Origin of the sequence: Pseudomonas sp. R4-34-07 (assembly GCF_003852375.1) — a bacterium.
Lineage (GTDB): Bacteria > Pseudomonadota > Gammaproteobacteria > Pseudomonadales > Pseudomonadaceae > Aquipseudomonas.
In genome coordinates this window covers 5,560,017-5,576,080 of record NZ_CP027760.1, presented here as the reverse complement: position 1 = coordinate 5,576,080, position 16,064 = coordinate 5,560,017, and the positions used below count along the sequence as shown (strand labels likewise).

At 60.7% G+C, this 16,064-nt stretch carries 14 protein-coding genes and 1 pseudogene; 6 read left to right on the top strand and 9 right to left on the bottom strand.

The annotated features are described in order from the left end of the window. Positions 1 to 88 precede the first annotated feature (88 nt). Positions 89 to 1,147, top strand: coding sequence for a haloacid dehalogenase-like hydrolase (locus C4J85_RS25780; protein ID WP_124411010.1), 1,059 nt, complete (start codon positions 89 to 91; stop codon positions 1,145 to 1,147). Between the two features lie 191 nt (positions 1,148 to 1,338). Here the strand turns inward: C4J85_RS25780 and ilvD are convergent, their stop codons facing one another. Further along, the gene (gene ilvD, locus C4J85_RS25775; RefSeq protein WP_057723488.1) at positions 1,339 to 3,180 is read right to left on the bottom strand and encodes a dihydroxy-acid dehydratase; all 1,842 of its coding nucleotides are present in this window, start codon (positions 3,178 to 3,180) and stop codon (positions 1,339 to 1,341) included. 385 nt (positions 3,181 to 3,565) lie between these two features. Between ilvD and C4J85_RS25770 the strand changes: the two genes are divergently transcribed. Then, positions 3,566 to 4,024 (top strand): transposase, encoded by a 459-nt coding sequence (locus tag C4J85_RS25770; protein ID WP_124408438.1) that lies wholly within the window; start codon positions 3,566 to 3,568, stop codon positions 4,022 to 4,024. A gap of 123 nt (positions 4,025 to 4,147) precedes the next feature. Here C4J85_RS25770 and C4J85_RS25765 read toward each other — a convergent pair whose 3' ends face one another. Further along, the gene (locus tag C4J85_RS25765) at positions 4,148 to 5,308 is read right to left on the bottom strand and encodes an MFS transporter (RefSeq protein WP_124411009.1); all 1,161 of its coding nucleotides are present in this window, start codon (positions 5,306 to 5,308) and stop codon (positions 4,148 to 4,150) included. A 155-nt stretch (positions 5,309 to 5,463) separates the two neighbouring features. Further along, positions 5,464 to 6,660 (bottom strand): class I SAM-dependent rRNA methyltransferase, encoded by a 1,197-nt coding sequence (locus C4J85_RS25760; protein ID WP_053127951.1) that lies wholly within the window; start codon positions 6,658 to 6,660, stop codon positions 5,464 to 5,466. A 295-nt stretch (positions 6,661 to 6,955) separates the two neighbouring features. On the opposite strand from C4J85_RS25760, the gene C4J85_RS25755 reads away from it, so the two are divergent. Together C4J85_RS25755 and mutM are read left to right on the top strand one after the other, a co-directional pair. After that, entirely contained in the window at positions 6,956 to 7,768 is an 813-nt protein-coding gene (locus C4J85_RS25755) for an HDOD domain-containing protein (protein WP_177413585.1), read from the top strand. 21 nt (positions 7,769 to 7,789) lie between these two features. Next, a complete protein-coding gene (gene mutM / locus C4J85_RS25750) occupies positions 7,790 to 8,602 on the top strand; it encodes a bifunctional DNA-formamidopyrimidine glycosylase/DNA-(apurinic or apyrimidinic site) lyase (RefSeq protein ID WP_124368712.1) in 813 nt (270 codons plus the stop codon). Positions 8,603 to 8,718: 116 nt separating this feature from the next. Here the strand turns inward: mutM and C4J85_RS25745 are convergent, their stop codons facing one another. The 5 genes and pseudogenes from C4J85_RS25745 to C4J85_RS25725 form a co-directional block, all read right to left on the bottom strand. After that, positions 8,719 to 8,970: a YfhL family 4Fe-4S dicluster ferredoxin gene (locus C4J85_RS25745; RefSeq protein ID WP_003195146.1), complete on the bottom strand. Its 252-nt coding sequence runs from the start codon at positions 8,968 to 8,970 to the stop codon at positions 8,719 to 8,721. Between the two features lie 102 nt (positions 8,971 to 9,072). Continuing rightward, on the bottom strand, positions 9,073 to 9,552 hold the full coding sequence (gene coaD / locus C4J85_RS25740; RefSeq protein WP_049711086.1) for a pantetheine-phosphate adenylyltransferase: 480 nt from the start codon (positions 9,550 to 9,552) through the stop codon (positions 9,073 to 9,075). Between the two features lie 103 nt (positions 9,553 to 9,655). Beyond that, complete coding sequence (locus C4J85_RS25735; protein WP_124368711.1) at positions 9,656 to 11,251, bottom strand: GMC family oxidoreductase; 1,596 nt, start codon at positions 11,249 to 11,251, stop codon at positions 9,656 to 9,658. Positions 11,252 to 11,288: 37 nt separating this feature from the next. Next, a complete protein-coding gene (locus C4J85_RS25730) occupies positions 11,289 to 11,834 on the bottom strand; it encodes a twin-arginine translocation pathway signal protein (RefSeq protein ID WP_124411007.1) in 546 nt (181 codons plus the stop codon). Between the two features lie 28 nt (positions 11,835 to 11,862). Next, positions 11,863 to 13,305 (bottom strand): annotated as a pseudogene (locus tag C4J85_RS25725) (coniferyl aldehyde dehydrogenase); the annotation flags it as partial. A 129-nt stretch (positions 13,306 to 13,434) separates the two neighbouring features. On the opposite strand from C4J85_RS25725, the gene C4J85_RS25720 reads away from it, so the two are divergent. Then, the gene (locus C4J85_RS25720) at positions 13,435 to 14,106 is read left to right on the top strand and encodes a TetR/AcrR family transcriptional regulator (protein WP_124368709.1); all 672 of its coding nucleotides are present in this window, start codon (positions 13,435 to 13,437) and stop codon (positions 14,104 to 14,106) included. Between the two features lie 33 nt (positions 14,107 to 14,139). After that, positions 14,140 to 14,994, top strand: a complete 855-nt coding sequence (locus C4J85_RS25715; RefSeq protein ID WP_124411005.1) for a sulfurtransferase — start codon at positions 14,140 to 14,142, stop codon at positions 14,992 to 14,994. A 58-nt stretch (positions 14,995 to 15,052) separates the two neighbouring features. On the opposite strand, the gene C4J85_RS25710 is transcribed toward C4J85_RS25715, so the two are convergent. Further along, positions 15,053 to 16,048 carry a hydrolase gene (locus C4J85_RS25710; RefSeq protein ID WP_124368707.1) on the bottom strand — a complete coding sequence of 332 codons (996 nt, stop codon included), beginning with the start codon at positions 16,046 to 16,048 and terminating at the stop codon, positions 15,053 to 15,055. Positions 16,049 to 16,064: the final 16 nt, after the last annotated feature.

The window sequence follows — 16,064 nt, the reverse complement described above, 5'->3', positions numbered from 1 at the left end:
GAATCAGAACGCAGGCCGTCGTGCTCAACGCGAGTACTGTCACACAGATTTGTTAGCGTCGATGTCTTTCACTCAGGAAGGAACGCTTATGAAGCTCGCGCCGAAATTGCTTGCCGCCGCTCTCTGCCTCGGGCTCGCCAGCCAGGCGCTGGCCGCTACCGAGTTGAAACACTGGCCGGCGCCTGCCGCCAAACAATTGAACGAGATGATCGCTGCCAATGCCAACAAGGGCAATTTCGCGGTGTTCGACATGGACAACACCAGCTACCGCTACGACCTTGAAGAATCCTTGCTGCCGTACATGGAGAACAAGGGCCTGATCACCCGCGACAGCCTCGACCCTTCGCTCAAACTGATGCCGTTCAAAGACACCGCCGACCACAAGGAAAGCCTGTTCAGCTACTACTATCGCCTCTGCGAAGTGGACGACATGGTGTGCTACCCGTGGGTGGCCCAAGTGTTTTCCGGCTTCACCCTCAAGGAACTCAAGGTCCAGGTCGACGAGTTGATGGCCTCCGGCAAGCCTGTGCCCGTCACCTATTTTGAAGGCGACGCGGTGAAGAAATCCGAAGTGCAGCCACCGAAAGTCTTCACCGGCCAGGCCGAGCTGTACAACAAGCTGATGGAAAACGGCATCGACGTGTATGTGATGACTGCCGCCTCGGAAGAACTGGTGCGCATGGTCGCCGCCGATCCGAAGTACGGCTACAACGTCAAGCCCGAAAACGTCATCGGCGTGACCACCCTGCTCAAAGACCGCAGCACGGGCGAACTGACCACCGCGCGCAAACAGATCGCCGCCGGCAAATACGACGAGAAGGCCAACCTCGGGCTGGAACTCACGCCGTACCTGTGGACCCCGGCGACCTGGATGGCCGGCAAACACGCGGCGATCCTCACGTACATCGACGAGTGGAAAAAACCGGTGCTTGTCGGCGGCGACACCCCGACCAGCGACGGTTACATGCTGTTCCACGATGTGGACGTGGCCAAGGGTGGCATTCACTTGTGGATCAACCGCAAGGACAAATACATGACCCAGCTCAACGGCATGATGGCCAAGCATGCGGCGGCGCAGGCCAAGGAAGGGTTGCCGGTGACGGCGGACAAGAATTGGGTGATCGTCAAGCCGGAGGATATTCAGTAATCACGGGTGTACATCGGTAAATGTGGGAGGGGGCTTGCTCCCGATAGCGGTGGGTCAGGCAGCTCATATATTGCCTGACACTCTGCTATCGGGAGCAAGCCCCCTCCCACATTTGATCTTCATCGGTCTTGGGGTTTATCTCCAGGCAAAAAAATGCCCCGCCAAGTGCGGGGCACTTTTATGGGCGAGGCTTACAGCCCGTCGAGCATCGCCTTGTTACGCACGGCACCTTTGTCGGCACTGGTCGCCAACAGGGCGTAAGCCTTCAACGCGGTAGTGACTTTGCGCGGACGCTTCTCCACCGGCTTCCAGCCTTTCTTGTCCTGCTCGACCCGGCGTGCGGCCAGTTCTTCATCGCTGATCAACAGGTTGATCGAGCGGTTCGGGATGTCGATCAGCACCTTGTCACCATCCTGCACCAGGCCGATCGCGCCGCCGGCAGCGGCTTCCGGCGAAGCGTGGCCGATAGACAAGCCCGAGGTGCCGCCGGAGAAGCGGCCGTCGGTGAGCAGGGCGCAGGCTTTGCCCAGGCCTTTGGACTTGAGGTACGAGGTTGGATAGAGCATTTCCTGCATACCCGGGCCGCCTTTAGGGCCTTCGTAGCGGATGATCACGATGTCGCCTTCTTTGACTTCGTCAGCCAGGATGCCGCGCACCGAGCTGTCCTGGCTTTCGTAGATCTTGGCGCGGCCTTCGAACACGTGGATGGACTCGTCCACACCGGCAGTCTTCACCACGCAACCGTCGAGGGCGATGTTGCCGTACAGCACGGCCAGGCCGCCTTCCTGGGAATAGGCGTGCTCGACACTGCGGATGCAGCCGTTTTCACGGTCGTCGTCCAGGGTGTCCCAGCGGGTCGACTGGCTGAACGCGGTCTGGGTCGGAATGCCTGCAGGGCCTGCCTTGAAGAAGGTGTGCACAGCTTCGTCGTCAGTCTGGGTGATGTCCCACTTGGCGATGCCTTCGGCGAGGGACGTGCTGTGCACGGTCGGCAGGTCAGTGTGCAGCAGGCCGCCACGGGCCAGGGAGCCCAGGATCGAGAAGATCCCGCCGGCGCGGTGCACATCTTCCATGTGGTATTTCTGGATGTTCGGCGCGACCTTGCACAGTTGCGGCACGTGACGGGACAGACGGTCGATGTCGCGCAGGTCGAAATCGATCTCGGCTTCCTGGGCGGCAGCCAGCAAGTGCAGGATGGTGTTGGTGGAACCGCCCATGGCGATGTCCAGGGTCATGGCGTTTTCGAACGCCTTGAAGTTGGCGATATTGCGCGGCAATACCGACTCATCGTTCTCGGTGTAGTAGCGCTTGCACAGCTCGACGATGGTGCGGCCAGCCTGCAGGAACAGTTGCTCACGGTCGCTGTGGGTGGCCAGCGTCGAGCCGTTGCCCGGCAAGGCCAGGCCCAGGGCTTCCACCAGGCAGTTCATCGAATTGGCGGTGAACATGCCGGAGCATGAACCGCAGGTCGGGCAGGCGCTGCGCTCGTATTCCGCGACCTTCTCGTCAGAAGCGCTGGAATCGGCGGCGATGACCATGGCGTCGACCAGGTCGAGGCCGTGGGAGGCAAGCTTGGTCTTGCCGGCTTCCATCGGGCCACCGGAGACGAAGATCACCGGGATGTTCAGGCGCAGGGCGGCCATCAGCATGCCGGGGGTGATCTTGTCGCAGTTGGAGATGCACACGATGGCGTCGGCGCAGTGGGCGTTGACCATGTACTCCACGGAATCGGCGATGATCTCGCGGCTCGGCAGCGAGTACAGCATGCCGTCATGGCCCATGGCGATGCCGTCGTCCACGGCGATGGTGTTGAATTCCTTTGCCACGCCGCCGGCGCGTTCGATCTCGCGGGCGACCAGTTGGCCCAGGTCCTTGAGGTGGACATGGCCGGGTACGAACTGGGTGAACGAGTTGGCAATCGCGATGATCGGCTTCTTGAAGTCGTCATCTTTCATCCCCGTGGCACGCCACAATGCGCGGGCGCCGGCCATGTTGCGGCCGTGGGTGGATGTTTTCGAGCGGTAATCTGGCATGGAGCACTCCGGGCGGCTAATCAGGTACTTAAGGGAAGTGAGCTTCTATTGACGTCTGGAACACCCGAAAAATGGCACTGGTGTCCGGAAGTTGCCGCAAACGTGACGGGATCGCCGTGCGCATTGGCCTTGAGCTCATAAACCCGCCGGGGGATGACTGGCGATGAATAGGCCCGATTCTACACCGTCTTCCTGTAGGAGCGAGCTTGCTCGCGAAAAACGTAAACGATAACGCAGCGCTATCAGGTAGTCCGTGTCGCCTGTTGGTTTTTCGCGAGCAAGCTCGCTCCTACAGGCGCGAGAAATATTCAGAACTACTGTTTAAAGGCCAGTAAACACTGCGCCCTCTACCGTTTCTCTTCCAATCACAGAAGAGGACGAAGGAATGTCCACCCAGCAAAATGCTCATCGGCTGCGCAATGGGCGCTATTCAGAATCGGGCCGCGTGTACCTGATCACGGCTGTTACCTACCAACGACAATCAATTTTTCAGGACTGGCGCACGGGTCGCCTGCTCGTCAGCGAATTCAGGAAAGCTCAGGAAGACGGTGAGGCGACCTCGCTGGCCTGGGTCGTGATGCCTGACCATTTTCATTGGTTGGTCGAACTGCACAATGGCGACTTGCCAAGACTGATGCGAATCACCAAGTCGCGAAGTGCCCGCGCGATCAACAGTGCGAGGTGCTCTTACGGGACGCTTTGGCAAAAAGGCTATTTCGATCGGGCACTGCGTCGCGAGGAGGACTTGAAAGCAATGGCCCGCTATATCGTCGCGAATCCTTTGCGTGCTGGTTTGGTCGAGCACATTGGTCAATACCCGCTATGGGATGCCATCTGGATATGACGCACCTTCACTTGTAGGAGCGAGCTTGCTCGCGAAGAACGTCAACGATAACGCAGCGCTATCAGGTAGCCCGCGTCGTGTATGAGTTTTTCGCGAGCAAGCTCGCTCCTACAGGGGAAAGCGTCAGTGCCTGATCTGCGCATTGGTCAGCCAACCCCACAGACTGAAAATGATAAAGCTCAAGGCAATCGTGATCAGCAAATGACTGCCGGTTTGCGCAAGTGCTGCGCTGCTGATGGCGGCGGTGAGGAACATAATGCTATTACCCGCCGACGCCGCGGTCCCCGCGCTGCTGGAAAACAACAACATCGCCGCCGAAATGGCAGCGGGGCGAACCAGGGTGACTGCCAGTGCGCTGATCAGCATCGGGATGAGCAGGGTTGCCGTGGTAATGGCTTCAAAGATGACGATCAGCGTCAGCAGAATACCCGCGACGAGCAGTAATCCGAGGCCGATATTGATTTGCCGGGACAGCGCCATACGTTTTTGCAGGTACGAGGCAGCAACGCCGCCGAGCAGGTAGGCCACGCCGTACACCATCAGCACCAGCGCATATTGATATTCGGACAGCTTTAGCGCGTCCATGAAAATCAGCGGTGTCACGCTGATCAAGGCGAAGTAGCAGGCAAACACCAGGGCGGCGATCCACCAATAGCGCAGGAAGTCGCGATTGGTGGCGACGGCTTTGAGCGTGCCTAGGATCGAGATGGTCGCGCGATGCTGGCCGGCAGCCTTGGAAGGCAGGACGCAAAACGCATGGATCAACATGCCCAAGGCCATGAGCGCAAACCCATAAAAGCTCCCTTGCCAGTCGAAGGTGGTTTGCAGCCAGGAGCCGATCAGTGGCGACAGGGCAACAAACGAGCCGCTCAGGGTCATGTAATAGAGGCGTACCCGGGCGCGGTCCTGTTCGTCGAACAGGTCCTCCACCAGCGCGTGACCCAGTACGAAGAAGCCGCAGCCCATGGCCTGCACCGTGCGAAACAGCAGGAACGTCAGGTAATCCGAGGCCATTGCGCAGCCTATTGCCCCGAAGATCGACAGCGTGATGCAGACGAGCAGCACTTCCTTGCGCCCCCATTTATCCGACAGCGGGCCGGCGACCAGTTGCGAGATCGAAAACACCAGCGTGAACAGACTGATCGACAGCGCGATGTCTGCGCTGGGCGTGTCGAACCGGGTTGCCAGTGCGGGGAAAGAGGGCAGCAGGATATTGATCGGGAAGAAGCTGATCAGGGAAATGCAGGTGATGAGGATAGAGCGGGAGAGGGTGGGTCCAGACATTGTTTTTATTTTCCGGAGTAAAACCAGAAAACGATACTAGTCTGCGAAAAGTGGAATTCAATCAAATCTACTGTGGGCGGCGTCCCATAGTGGTGTACGCCTTTCCTGTAGGAGCGAGGCTGCTAGCCCTCGCTCCTACAGGGGAGGTTCCGGTCTTAGCTGTTCGGCAACAACCGGCAGGTAATGCTCTTGATATAGCGCGTCTCGACAATTGCCGGGTGCACCGGGTGGTCCGGGCCCTGGCCGCCGCGTTCGAGCATCTGGATATTGCGGTCCAGGTGGCGGGCGCTGGTCAGCAGGATGTTTTGCAGGTCGTCTTCGGGCAGGTGCATGGAGCACGAGGCGCTGACCAGGATGCCGTCCTTGCTGAGCAGGCGCATGGCTTGCTCGTTCAGGCGGCGGTAGGCGCCTTCGCCGTTTTTCATGTCTTTCTTGCGTTTGATGAAGGCGGGTGGGTCGGCGACAATCACGTCGAAGCGTTCTTCGCTGGCTTTGAGTTCCTTGAGCGCTTCGAACACGTCGCCTTCGATGCAGGTCATTTTCTCGGCGACGCCGTTCAGCGCGGCATTGCGCTCGACGCCATCGAGGGCGAAAGCGGAGGCGTCGACGCAGAACACTTCACTGGCGCCGAAAGCCGCGGCTTGCACGCCCCAACCGCCGATGTAGCTGTACAGGTCGAGTACGCGCTTGCCCTTGGCATACGGCGCCAGGCGTGCGCGGTTCATGCGGTGGTCGTAGAACCAGCCGGTTTTCTGGCCCTGGATCACCGGGGCTTCGAATTTCACGCCGTTTTCTTCCAGCGCTACCCACTCCGGCACCAGGCCGAACACGGTTTCGACGTAGCGGTTGAGGCCTTCGGCGTCGCGCGCGGCGGAGTCGTTCTTGAACAGGATGCCGCTCGGCTTGAGCACTTGGGTCAGGGCGGCGATCACGTCTTCTTTATGGGCTTCCATGGTCGCCGAGGCAATCTGCACGACGAGGATGTCGCCGAAACGGTCGACTACCAAACCTGGCAGCAGGTCGGAATCACCGTAGACCAGGCGATAGAACGGCTTGTCGAACAGGCGATCACGCAGCGACAGCGCGACGTTGATGCGGTGCACCAGCAGCGACTTGTCCAGCGGCAACTTGATGTCGCGCGACAGCAGGCGGGCGCAGATCAGGTTGTTCGGGCTCATGGCCACGATGCCGAGGGTCTTGCCGCCGGCTGCTTCCAGGATAGCCTGGTCACCTGCCTGGAAGCCGTGGAGTGGGGTGGCGGCCACGTCGATTTCGTTGCTGTAGACCCACAGGTGGCCGTTGCGCAAACGACGATCGGCGTTGGCTTTGAGACGCAGGCTTGGCAGGGACATGACGTCGCTCCGGAAAAAAGAGCGGGAGTATACCGTGTTGTGTATGACTTGGCGGCGCCGCCGGACATGTGGGAGGGGGCTTGCTCCCGATAGCGGTATGTCAGAAACAGATGAGCTGACTGATCCACTGCTATCGGGAGCAAGCCCCCTCCCACATTAAGTCCGGTTTCAATCGGGCATTTGGGTGTCGGCCACGTCTGCATAAGGGTTAGAATCCCCGCCTAGCCCAGAGTGTGTACTTATGTCCCAAGAGCTTTCCGCCGAACAGATTCAGCAGGTGCTGCAAGGCATCAGCGTGCCGCCCCAGCCGCAAATCATGGTGGATTTGCAGATGGAACAGTACATGCCCGACCCGGACCTGGAAGTGATCGCCCGTTTGATCGCCCAGGACCCGGGCCTGTCCGGTGCGTTGCTGAAAATCGTCAACTCGCCGTATTACGGCCTGAGCAACAAGATCGCTTCGATCCAGCGCGCGGTGAACCTGCTGGGCAGCCGCTCGGTGATCAACCTGATCAATGCGTTGTCGATCAAAGGCGAGATGAGCGATGACACCATCGTCACGCTCAACCGCTTCTGGGACACGGCCCAGGACGTGGCCATGACCTGCCTGACCCTGGCCAAGCGCACCGGCGCTCAAGCGGTCGACGAAGCCTATGCCCTGGGCCTGTTCCACGATTGCGGCGTACCGCTGATGCTCAAGCGGTTCCCCAACTACATGACGGTATTGGAGCAGGGCTACGCCAATGCCGGCCCGGATTGCCGCGTGGTCGACACCGAGAACAACGCGTTCAACACCAACCATGCCGTGGTGGGATACTACACCGCCAAATCCTGGCGCCTGCCGGAGCATGTGACCGACGCCATCGCCAATCACCACAACGCCCTGGCGATTTTCAGCGATGAATCGTCGCGTAACCCGGCCCTCAAAAATCTGCTGGCGATCCTGAAAATGGCCGAGCACATTTGTTCGTCCTATCGCGTGCTGGGCAACCAGACCGTCGACCGTGAATGGGAGGCGATCGGCCATCTGGTACTGGATTACGTGGGCCTGTCGGACTACGACTTCGAAAGCCTGAAGTTGTCGATCCGCGAGCTGGGCGCGCACTGAGCCTTTCTTCCCGAGGTACACATGCCTGAGTTACCAGAAGTCGAAACCACCCGGCGCGGGATTGCCCCTCACCTGGAGGGCCAGCGCGTCAGCCGGGTGGTGGTGCGTGAGCGCCGCCTGCGCTGGCCGATTCCCGACGACCTCGATGTGCGCCTGTCCGGGCAGCGCATCGTGCTGGTGGAGCGGCGCGCCAAGTACCTGTTGATCAATGCCGAAGTGGGCACCTTGATCAGCCACCTGGGCATGTCGGGCAACCTGCGCCTGGTTGAAGTCGGCATGCCTGCGGCCAAGCATGAACATGTGGATATCGAGCTGGAATCCGGCCTGGCCCTGCGCTACACCGACCCCCGGCGCTTTGGCGCGATGCTCTGGAGCCAGGACCCGCACAACCACGCGCTGCTGATCCGCCTGGGGCCGGAGCCGTTGACCGCGCTGTTTGATGGCGAGCGCTTGTTCCAGCTGTCCCGTGGGCGGTCGATGGCGGTCAAGCCGTTCATCATGGATAACGCGGTGGTGGTGGGCGTGGGCAATATCTATGCGACGGAAGCGCTGTTTGCGGCGGGAATCGATCCGCGTCGCGCGGCGGGCGGTATATCGCGGGGGCGTTATCTGAAGCTGGCGATCGAGATCAAGCGCGTGCTGGCGGCTGCCATCGAGCGCGGCGGTACCACGTTGCGCGACTTTATCGGTGGCGATGGGCAGCCGGGGTATTTCCAGCAGGAATTGTTCGTGTATGGCCGGGGCGGCGCGGCGTGCAAGGTCTGCGGGACCGAGTTGCGCAATGTGGTGCTGGGGCAGCGGGCGAGTGTGTTTTGTCCCAAGTGCCAGAGCTGATTGCTGTGTGATGGCTGATGCCGCCATCGGGAGCAAGCCCCCTCACACATTTGAAATGCGTTCACATGTGGGAGGGGGCTTGCCCCCGATGAGGCCCTTACAGGCGCTGAATAGCCTCAAGCCTTACCGGTAATCTTCCGGTACTTCTCCATCAACTGCTCTTCCGTCTCCGGATGGGCTTCATCCAATGGAATGCAATCCACCGGGCACACCTGCTGGCACTGGGGCTCGTCGTAGTGGCCGACGCACTGGGTGCACAGGTTGGGGTCGATCACGTAGATCTCTTCGCCCTGGGAAATTGCAGCGTTCGGGCACTCGGGTTCGCAGACGTCGCAATTGATGCAATCGTCGGTGATGATCAGGGACATGAAAACTCCTGCCAGGGCCGTCAGCCAAGGCATCTGAAAACTAATGCGCGCAATTGTGCCGCATTGGCGCCCGCAGCGCGAGCGGGCGCCGGTTGAGCGGTCTTACTTCTTGAAGCGTAGCGTCAGCGCATCCGCAACGGCCGGATGCACGAACTTAGTGATATCTCCGCCCAAAGCAGCGATTTCGCGCACCAACGTCGAGGAAATGAACGAGTAACGTTCCGACGGCGTCAGAAACAGGCTTTCCACGTCCGGCGCCAGTTGGCGGTTCATGTTGGCCAGCTGGAATTCATATTCGAAATCCGACACCGCGCGCAGGCCACGCAGGAACACATTGGCATTCTGCTCCTTGGCAAAATGCGCCAGCAGCGTCGCAAAGCCCACCACTTCTACGTTAGGCAGGTGCTTGGTGACCTCACGGGCCAGCTCCACGCGTTGTTCCAACGGGAACAGCGGGTTTTTCTTGGGGCTGGCGGCAACCGCGATGATCACATGGTCGAACAGGCGAGAGGCGCGTTCGACCAGATCGCCATGGCCTTTGGTAATCGGGTCGAAGGTACCTGGGTACAACACTCGGTTCATCGCGTCGTCCTGGCGGAGTCCGTTGGGGAACCGGATGGTATCGCAGCCATCCCGGTCGGCCAAGTCGACTTATGTAGATAGATGCCGTGAATCCTGCGATTTTTCACGCTGTTTTCAGACGTTCGGACAAAGCCGACGCCAGTTGGGCAGTCAATCCATACACCGACAATTGGGGATTTGCCCCAATGCTGGTGGGGAACAGAGAGCCGTCGTGAATCGACAGGTTGCGCAGTTGGTGATGGCGACCGAGGCTATCGGCCACTGCGTTTGTCGGGTCTTCGCCCATGGCGCAACCGCCCATCACATGGGCGCTGCCCAGGGTGGTGCGATGCAGTTCGAGGCTCAAACCGTCGATCAAACTACGTGCATCTGCCAGGTTATTCACGTACCGGGCGTCGTGATGCAGGGGCTTGACCGATTTGGCGCCCGCCGCGAACTGAATCTCGGCCATGCTGTGGAAGGCCCGGCGCAGGCCGTCCCAGGCATAGGGCGAGACCTGATAGTCGAGCACCGGCGTACCGTCACCGCGTAATTCCACTGCGCCGCCAGGGCTGTCGGGGTGAAAGCCGTCTCGCAATAGCGCGAGCATGGCGTGGGTGTGGGGCAATTGGCTCATGTCCAGGGCGTTCTGCGCGCCGTAGCCGCCGAACAGGGTGGTAGCCAGTCCTGGATGCAGGGGCGGAGCTTCTAGTTTGTAGGACATTTTACCGGTGGTGCCGTCCTGCCACTGGAAGTGGTCGGAATAGATCGACTGCGGCGCACCGTAGAACGGGTTGATCACCTCGTCGAACAACCCGGCGGAGAAATTCACCAGGTGCAGGAAGGTGCGTTTGCCCAGGCGTGAATGCGGGTCGGGCGCGCCCGAGCGCATCAGCAATGCCGGGCTGTTGATGCCGCCGCCCGCGAGTACGTAGTGTTTGGCCTTCACGGTGATCTTGCGGCCGGTAGGCGCCACGCAGCGCTTATCCATGGCCACGCATTCCAGGCTGCTGATCATGTCGCCGCTGTATTTGAGGCGCTCGGCGCGAGCCAGGTAGAGCAGCTCGCCGCCTTTCTCCAGCGTGGCGGGGATGGTGGTCACCAGCATCGATTGCTTGGCATTGACCGGGCAGCCCATGCCGCAATAACCCAGGTTGAAGCAACCGCGCACATTGCGCGGGATCACGTGCCAGCTGTAGCCGAGCTTTTCGCAGCCTTTGCGGATCACGTCGTTGTTGGCATTGGGCGGCAGGGCCCATGGCGCGATGCCCAGGCGCTGCTCCATGGTCTCGAACCACGGCGCCATCTCGGCGCTGCTATGGCCCTTCACCGCGTAGTCGCTGGCCCAATGGGCGAGGGTGGCATCCGGTGTGCGGAAGCTGGAGGTCCAGTTGATCAGCGTGGTGCCGCCCACCGCCCGGCCCTGCAGGATGGTAATCGCACCGTCCTTGCTCATGCGGCCGATCCCTTCCTGGTACAGGCTGGCATAGGCTTCGTCTTCCAGCAGCTTGAAATCGCTGCTGGTCTTGAGTGGGCCTTCTTCGATCAACAGCACCTTGTAGCCAGCGGCGCTGAGGATTTCAGCGGTGGTGCCGCCACCGGCGCCGCTGCCGATGATGGCTACGTCGGCTTCCAGGGTCAGGTCGCTGTCGAGGGCGGCGCCGTTGTGGGTTTTCCAGCCGCGGGCCATGCCGTCGCGGAATAGATCGGGTACGGGCATCAGGTTCGTCTCTGGTTTTTATTGTCGGGGATGCAAATCAGATTTTCGGCGGGCCGGGATAGCCGCAATGGGCCCAGGACTCGGGCCGGAAGTACCAGGCCATGGTCACCAGCTTGAGCAGCGAGCCCTGGCCCATGCGCAGCAGGTTCAGGTAGCTGTTTTCCCAACGCTGCAGGAAGTTGCGGATCTGCTCCGCGCTGGCGTTTTCCCAACTGCCCCAGATACCCGTCAGCGGGCCTCGGGTAATGCCCATGCCGAGCACGTCGAACAGCTGCTGGGTGAGCTTGAACATCTCGGGTGACAGGTGCTGCAGGCTGTAGTCGAGCTTTTTCAGGGTGTCTTCAATCCCGGCGCTGATGGCCTGGGCGCTGGCTGCGCCTTCCAGCAGTACCGGGATGACCGCGCGCAAAAATGGCAGGTCACTGGTCCGCAACAGCGCAAAGCCGCTGGCCGGCGTGCTGCTTGAGCAGCCGCTGAGGCTCGCCCCCAGCCCGGCGGTGGCCAGGAATGCGCTGGCGCACAGGCCGATTTTCAAGACGCCGCGCCGCGACAGCGCAGGTGTTTCAGTCAGGCTGGGGTTCATTGTTTTTATTGTCCCGCAGGTGAGGTTATCAGCGAATAAACAGCTTCTGGATCAACTTCTGAATGGTTTTCCCGTAGGGCGGGTAGATCAGCTTCGCCGCGTTCAAACGCTGTTTGACCAGCACGCCCTTGGCCTTGCTGAACGTCAGGAAACCTTCGTGGCCGTGGTAGTGGCCCATGCCAGAGGGGCCGATGCCGCCGAATGGCATGTCGTCCTGGGCCACGTGCAGCAGGGTGTCGTTCAGGCACACGCCACCGGAGTGGGTCTCGTGGAGCACACGGTCCTGTTCGCGTTTGTTGTAGCCGAAGTAATACAGGGCCAGCGGGCGAGGGCGTTGGTTGATGTAGGCAAAGGCCTGGTCGATGCCGCGATAGGGCACGATCGGTAATAGCGGACCAAAGATCTCGTCCTGCATGACCGTCATGTCGTCGCTCACATTCAGCAGCAGGCTATGGGCCATACGGCGTGCCTGGCCCTGGTCGTAAAGCGGAATCAGGGTGGCGCCCTTGTCGGTGGCGTCCTTGGCGTAGGCATTGAGCCTGGCCAGTTGCCGCTCGTTGATGATGGCGGTGTAGTCCGGGTTGTCGGCCAGGGTCGGATAAAACCCGCGAATCGCGTTGGCGTAAGCCTCGACAAAACCGTCCACACGTTCCTCCGGCACCAGCACATAGTCGGGCGCCACGCAGGTTTGGCCGGCGTTCAAGGCCTTGCCGAAGGCGATACGTTCGGCGGCGTCCTTGAGCGGCACATCGGCGGAAACAATGGCCGGCGATTTGCCGCCCAACTCCAGGGTGACCGGGGTGAGGTGTTCGGCGGCGGCCCGCATCACATGCCTGCCGATGCTGGTGGCGCCGGTGAACAGCAAATGATCGAAACGCAACCTGGAAAACGCCACGCCGACGTCAGCTTCGCCGAGCACCACGCACACCAGGTCCTCGGGGAAGATTTTTGCCAGCAATGCCTTGAGCAGTTCGCCGGTGGCCGGCGTGGATTCGCTGAGCTTGAGCATTACCCGGTTGCCGGCGGCCAAGGCTCCGACCAGCGGACCGATAGCCAGGTACAGCGGGTAGTTCCATGGCACGATGACGCCCACCACCCCCAGCGGTTGGTAAATGACTTTGGCCGACGCGGGCTGAAAGGCAATGCCTACAGCGCGCCGAGAAGGTTTCATCCAGCCTTTGAGGTGTTTAGTCGCGTAGTGAATGCCGTGCAGGCTGGGCATCAGTTCGGCGAACAGGGTTTCGTCCGCGCTGCGATGGCTGAAGTCCTGGCTGATCGCATTGATCAGCGCCTGGCGTTCATCGCTGAGCACATCGCGCAGAGCCTTGAGCCATTGCTGGCGTTGCGCGGCCGGCGGCATCGGGTTGGCGGCATAGGCGCGACGTTGGGCGTCGAACAGGATCTGGAGTTGATCCAGCGCCTGGGATTGCTGCAGGTAGGCAACGTTGGCAGACATGGCGCGGTCCCGGTTGTTATAGGTCTGCCTGGATTTTTAGAGTCATTACTCTAAATTGTCAAATAACATTGCAGTAACAACCAGATTTATCCTGATCCGGATAGGCCGTAAGATGCCCAATCCCGTGTTTGGAAGCTGAGCCCTATGGCACCACGAGTAAAGACCAGCGAGCGAATTGTGCAAACCAGCCTGGAGCTTTTTAACCAGCAGGGCGAGCGCAGTGTCAGCACCAACCATATCGCTGCCCATATGGAGATTTCCCCGGGCAACCTGTACTACCACTTCCCCAATAAGCAGGCGATTATCGCCGTGCTGTTCCGTGAATACGAAGCGTTGGTGGACAGTTTCCTACGCCCGCCCCAGGGGCGGGCGATGGTGGTGGAAGACAAACGCTTTTACCTGCAGGCGGTACTGGCCGGCATGTGGCGCTACCGCTTCCTGCACCGCGACCTCGAACATTTATTGGAAAGCGACCCCGAGCTGGCCACGGGCTATCGGCGGTTCTCCCAGCGCTGCCTGATCCAGGGCGGGGCAATCTACCAGGGCTTTGTCGACGCCGGCATCCTCACGATGGACCCGGTGCAAACCGAGGCCCTGACCCTCAATGCCTGGATCATCCTCACCTCGTGGGTGCGTTTCCTGTGCACCACCAATGAAAATTCCACCCATTTGAGCGCCGAAGCGATAAAACGTGGGGTCTATCAGGTGCTGGTGCTGGAGGCAGGGTTTGTCACGCCTCAGGCAAAAACGGCGGTGGATGGGTTGTTCAAAGAGTTTTACGTGCCATTGAACCAGGCATTGGAAGAAGTGAAGTAAGACCTTTCCCCTTTGTATGCACAGGAGTCAGTCATGCCGCTTGCCCAACTGATCAGCCCCCAGGCATTAGCCGAGCGCCAAACGTCGGCCGGGCTGGTGATCCTCGATTGCCGTTTCGCCCTGGAAGACCCCGATTACGGCCTGTGCAGCTATGCCGAAGGGCATATCGAAGGGGCGCAATATGCCGACCTGGAGCGCCATCTCAGCGGCCCGGTGATCAAGGGCGTGACCGGCCGTCACCCGCTGCCCGCGGCGCACGCCTTCATTCAGCAATTGCAGGCGTGGGGCATCAGCGCTGATACCGACGTGGTGCTGTATGACGACGGCCCAGGGGCCTTTGCGGCTCGGGCATGGTGGTTGCTGGCCTGGCTCGGCAAGCGCGAGGGTGTGTTTATCCTGGATGGCGGCCTCAAGGCGTGGCACGCGGCGGGCTTCCCATTGAGCCTGGATGCGCCGGTGATTGAACCAGGCACGTTTGCCGGTACGCCGGATAATCGATTGGTGCTCGATGCCGAGCAGTTACAGAAACGCCTGGGCGAACCGGACATGACGTTGATCGATGCTCGCGCCCAGGCGCGTTTTCGTGGCGATGTGGAGCCAATCGACCCGATCGCCGGGCATATTCCAGGCGCTCAATGCGCGGCCTTCAATGAAAACCTGGGCAGTGATGGGCGCTTTTTGCCGGCTGGGCAGCTCAAACAGCGTTTTGCTGCGCAGTTGCAGGGCCGGTCGCCGGATGAGCTGGTGGCGTATTGCGGTTCGGGTGTGACAGCGTGTCATAACCTGTTTGCGTTGGGCTTGGCGGGGTATCCGTTGGGCAAGTTGTATGCGGGATCTTGGAGTGAGTGGATTACGGATCCCAAGCGGGAAGTGGCCACAGGCGATTGAGCAATCGGCCTGCGAACCCAATCAAAATGTGGGAGGGGGCTTGCTCCCTCCCACATTTTTATCCGTGTTGTGCCAGTAGCCATTGGGGGATGCGGCGTTCCAGGTAGTAGCCGGGGCGTTTCAGCGAACCCTCTACAAACCCCACATGCCCGCCCTTGGCCGTCAGCTCGAACTCGGTACAGTCTGATAGCTCACTGGCCTCGGGCAAACTGTGGGCAAACACGAACGGGTCATCAGCCGCCTGGATAATCAACGTCGGCGTGCGGATAGCGCCCAGGTAGTAGCGACTCGAGGCGCGGCGGTAGTAGTCCTCGGCGCTGAGGAAACCGTGCAGCGGCGCGGTGACCCGGCCATCGAAATCCCAGAACGTGCGCATTTTCTCCAACGGACCCAACGCCTCCAGGGTGTTGAGCCCGTCTTGTCGGCCGTCCTGCAAAAACTGGCGTTGCTTGACGCGGATATAAGCCAGCATCTCGCGCATAAAGTGCTTCTGATACACCCGCGAAAAGCCAATCCCGATGCGATCCGCGCATTGATCCAGGCGAAACGGCACCGATACCGCCGCCGCGCCTTGCAGCCCGGAGGCGTCGCCGGTTTCCCCCAGGTGCTTGAGCAATACGTTGCCGCCCAAGGAATAACCCACCGCATATAACGGCGCCAACGGCCGCTTGGCACGCAGATGGGCGATCGCTGCCGCCAGATCTTCGCTGGCACCGGAATGGTAGCTGCGGGCCAACAAATTCGGCTCGCCTGAGCAACCGCGCCAGTTCAAGGCTGCGCTGGCCCAGCCTTGGGCCGCGAGCGCCTTTTGCAGGCCGGCCACGTAGGGCGAATTGGACGAACCGGTCAGCCCGTGCAGCACCAGCACCAGAGGCGCGTGCACGTCATGTGGGCCGTGCCAGTCGAGGTCCAGAAAGTCGCCGTCCTCCAGCCACAGGCGTTCGCGCTGACGCTCGATATGCGTGGTGGGACGCCATAGCGGCCCCCACAGCGTTTGCAGATGGGGGTTGCCGAGGCCGAAGGCGGGGGTGAAGCGGTCCACAGATGCCGTCATGAAATACTCGCTGCCT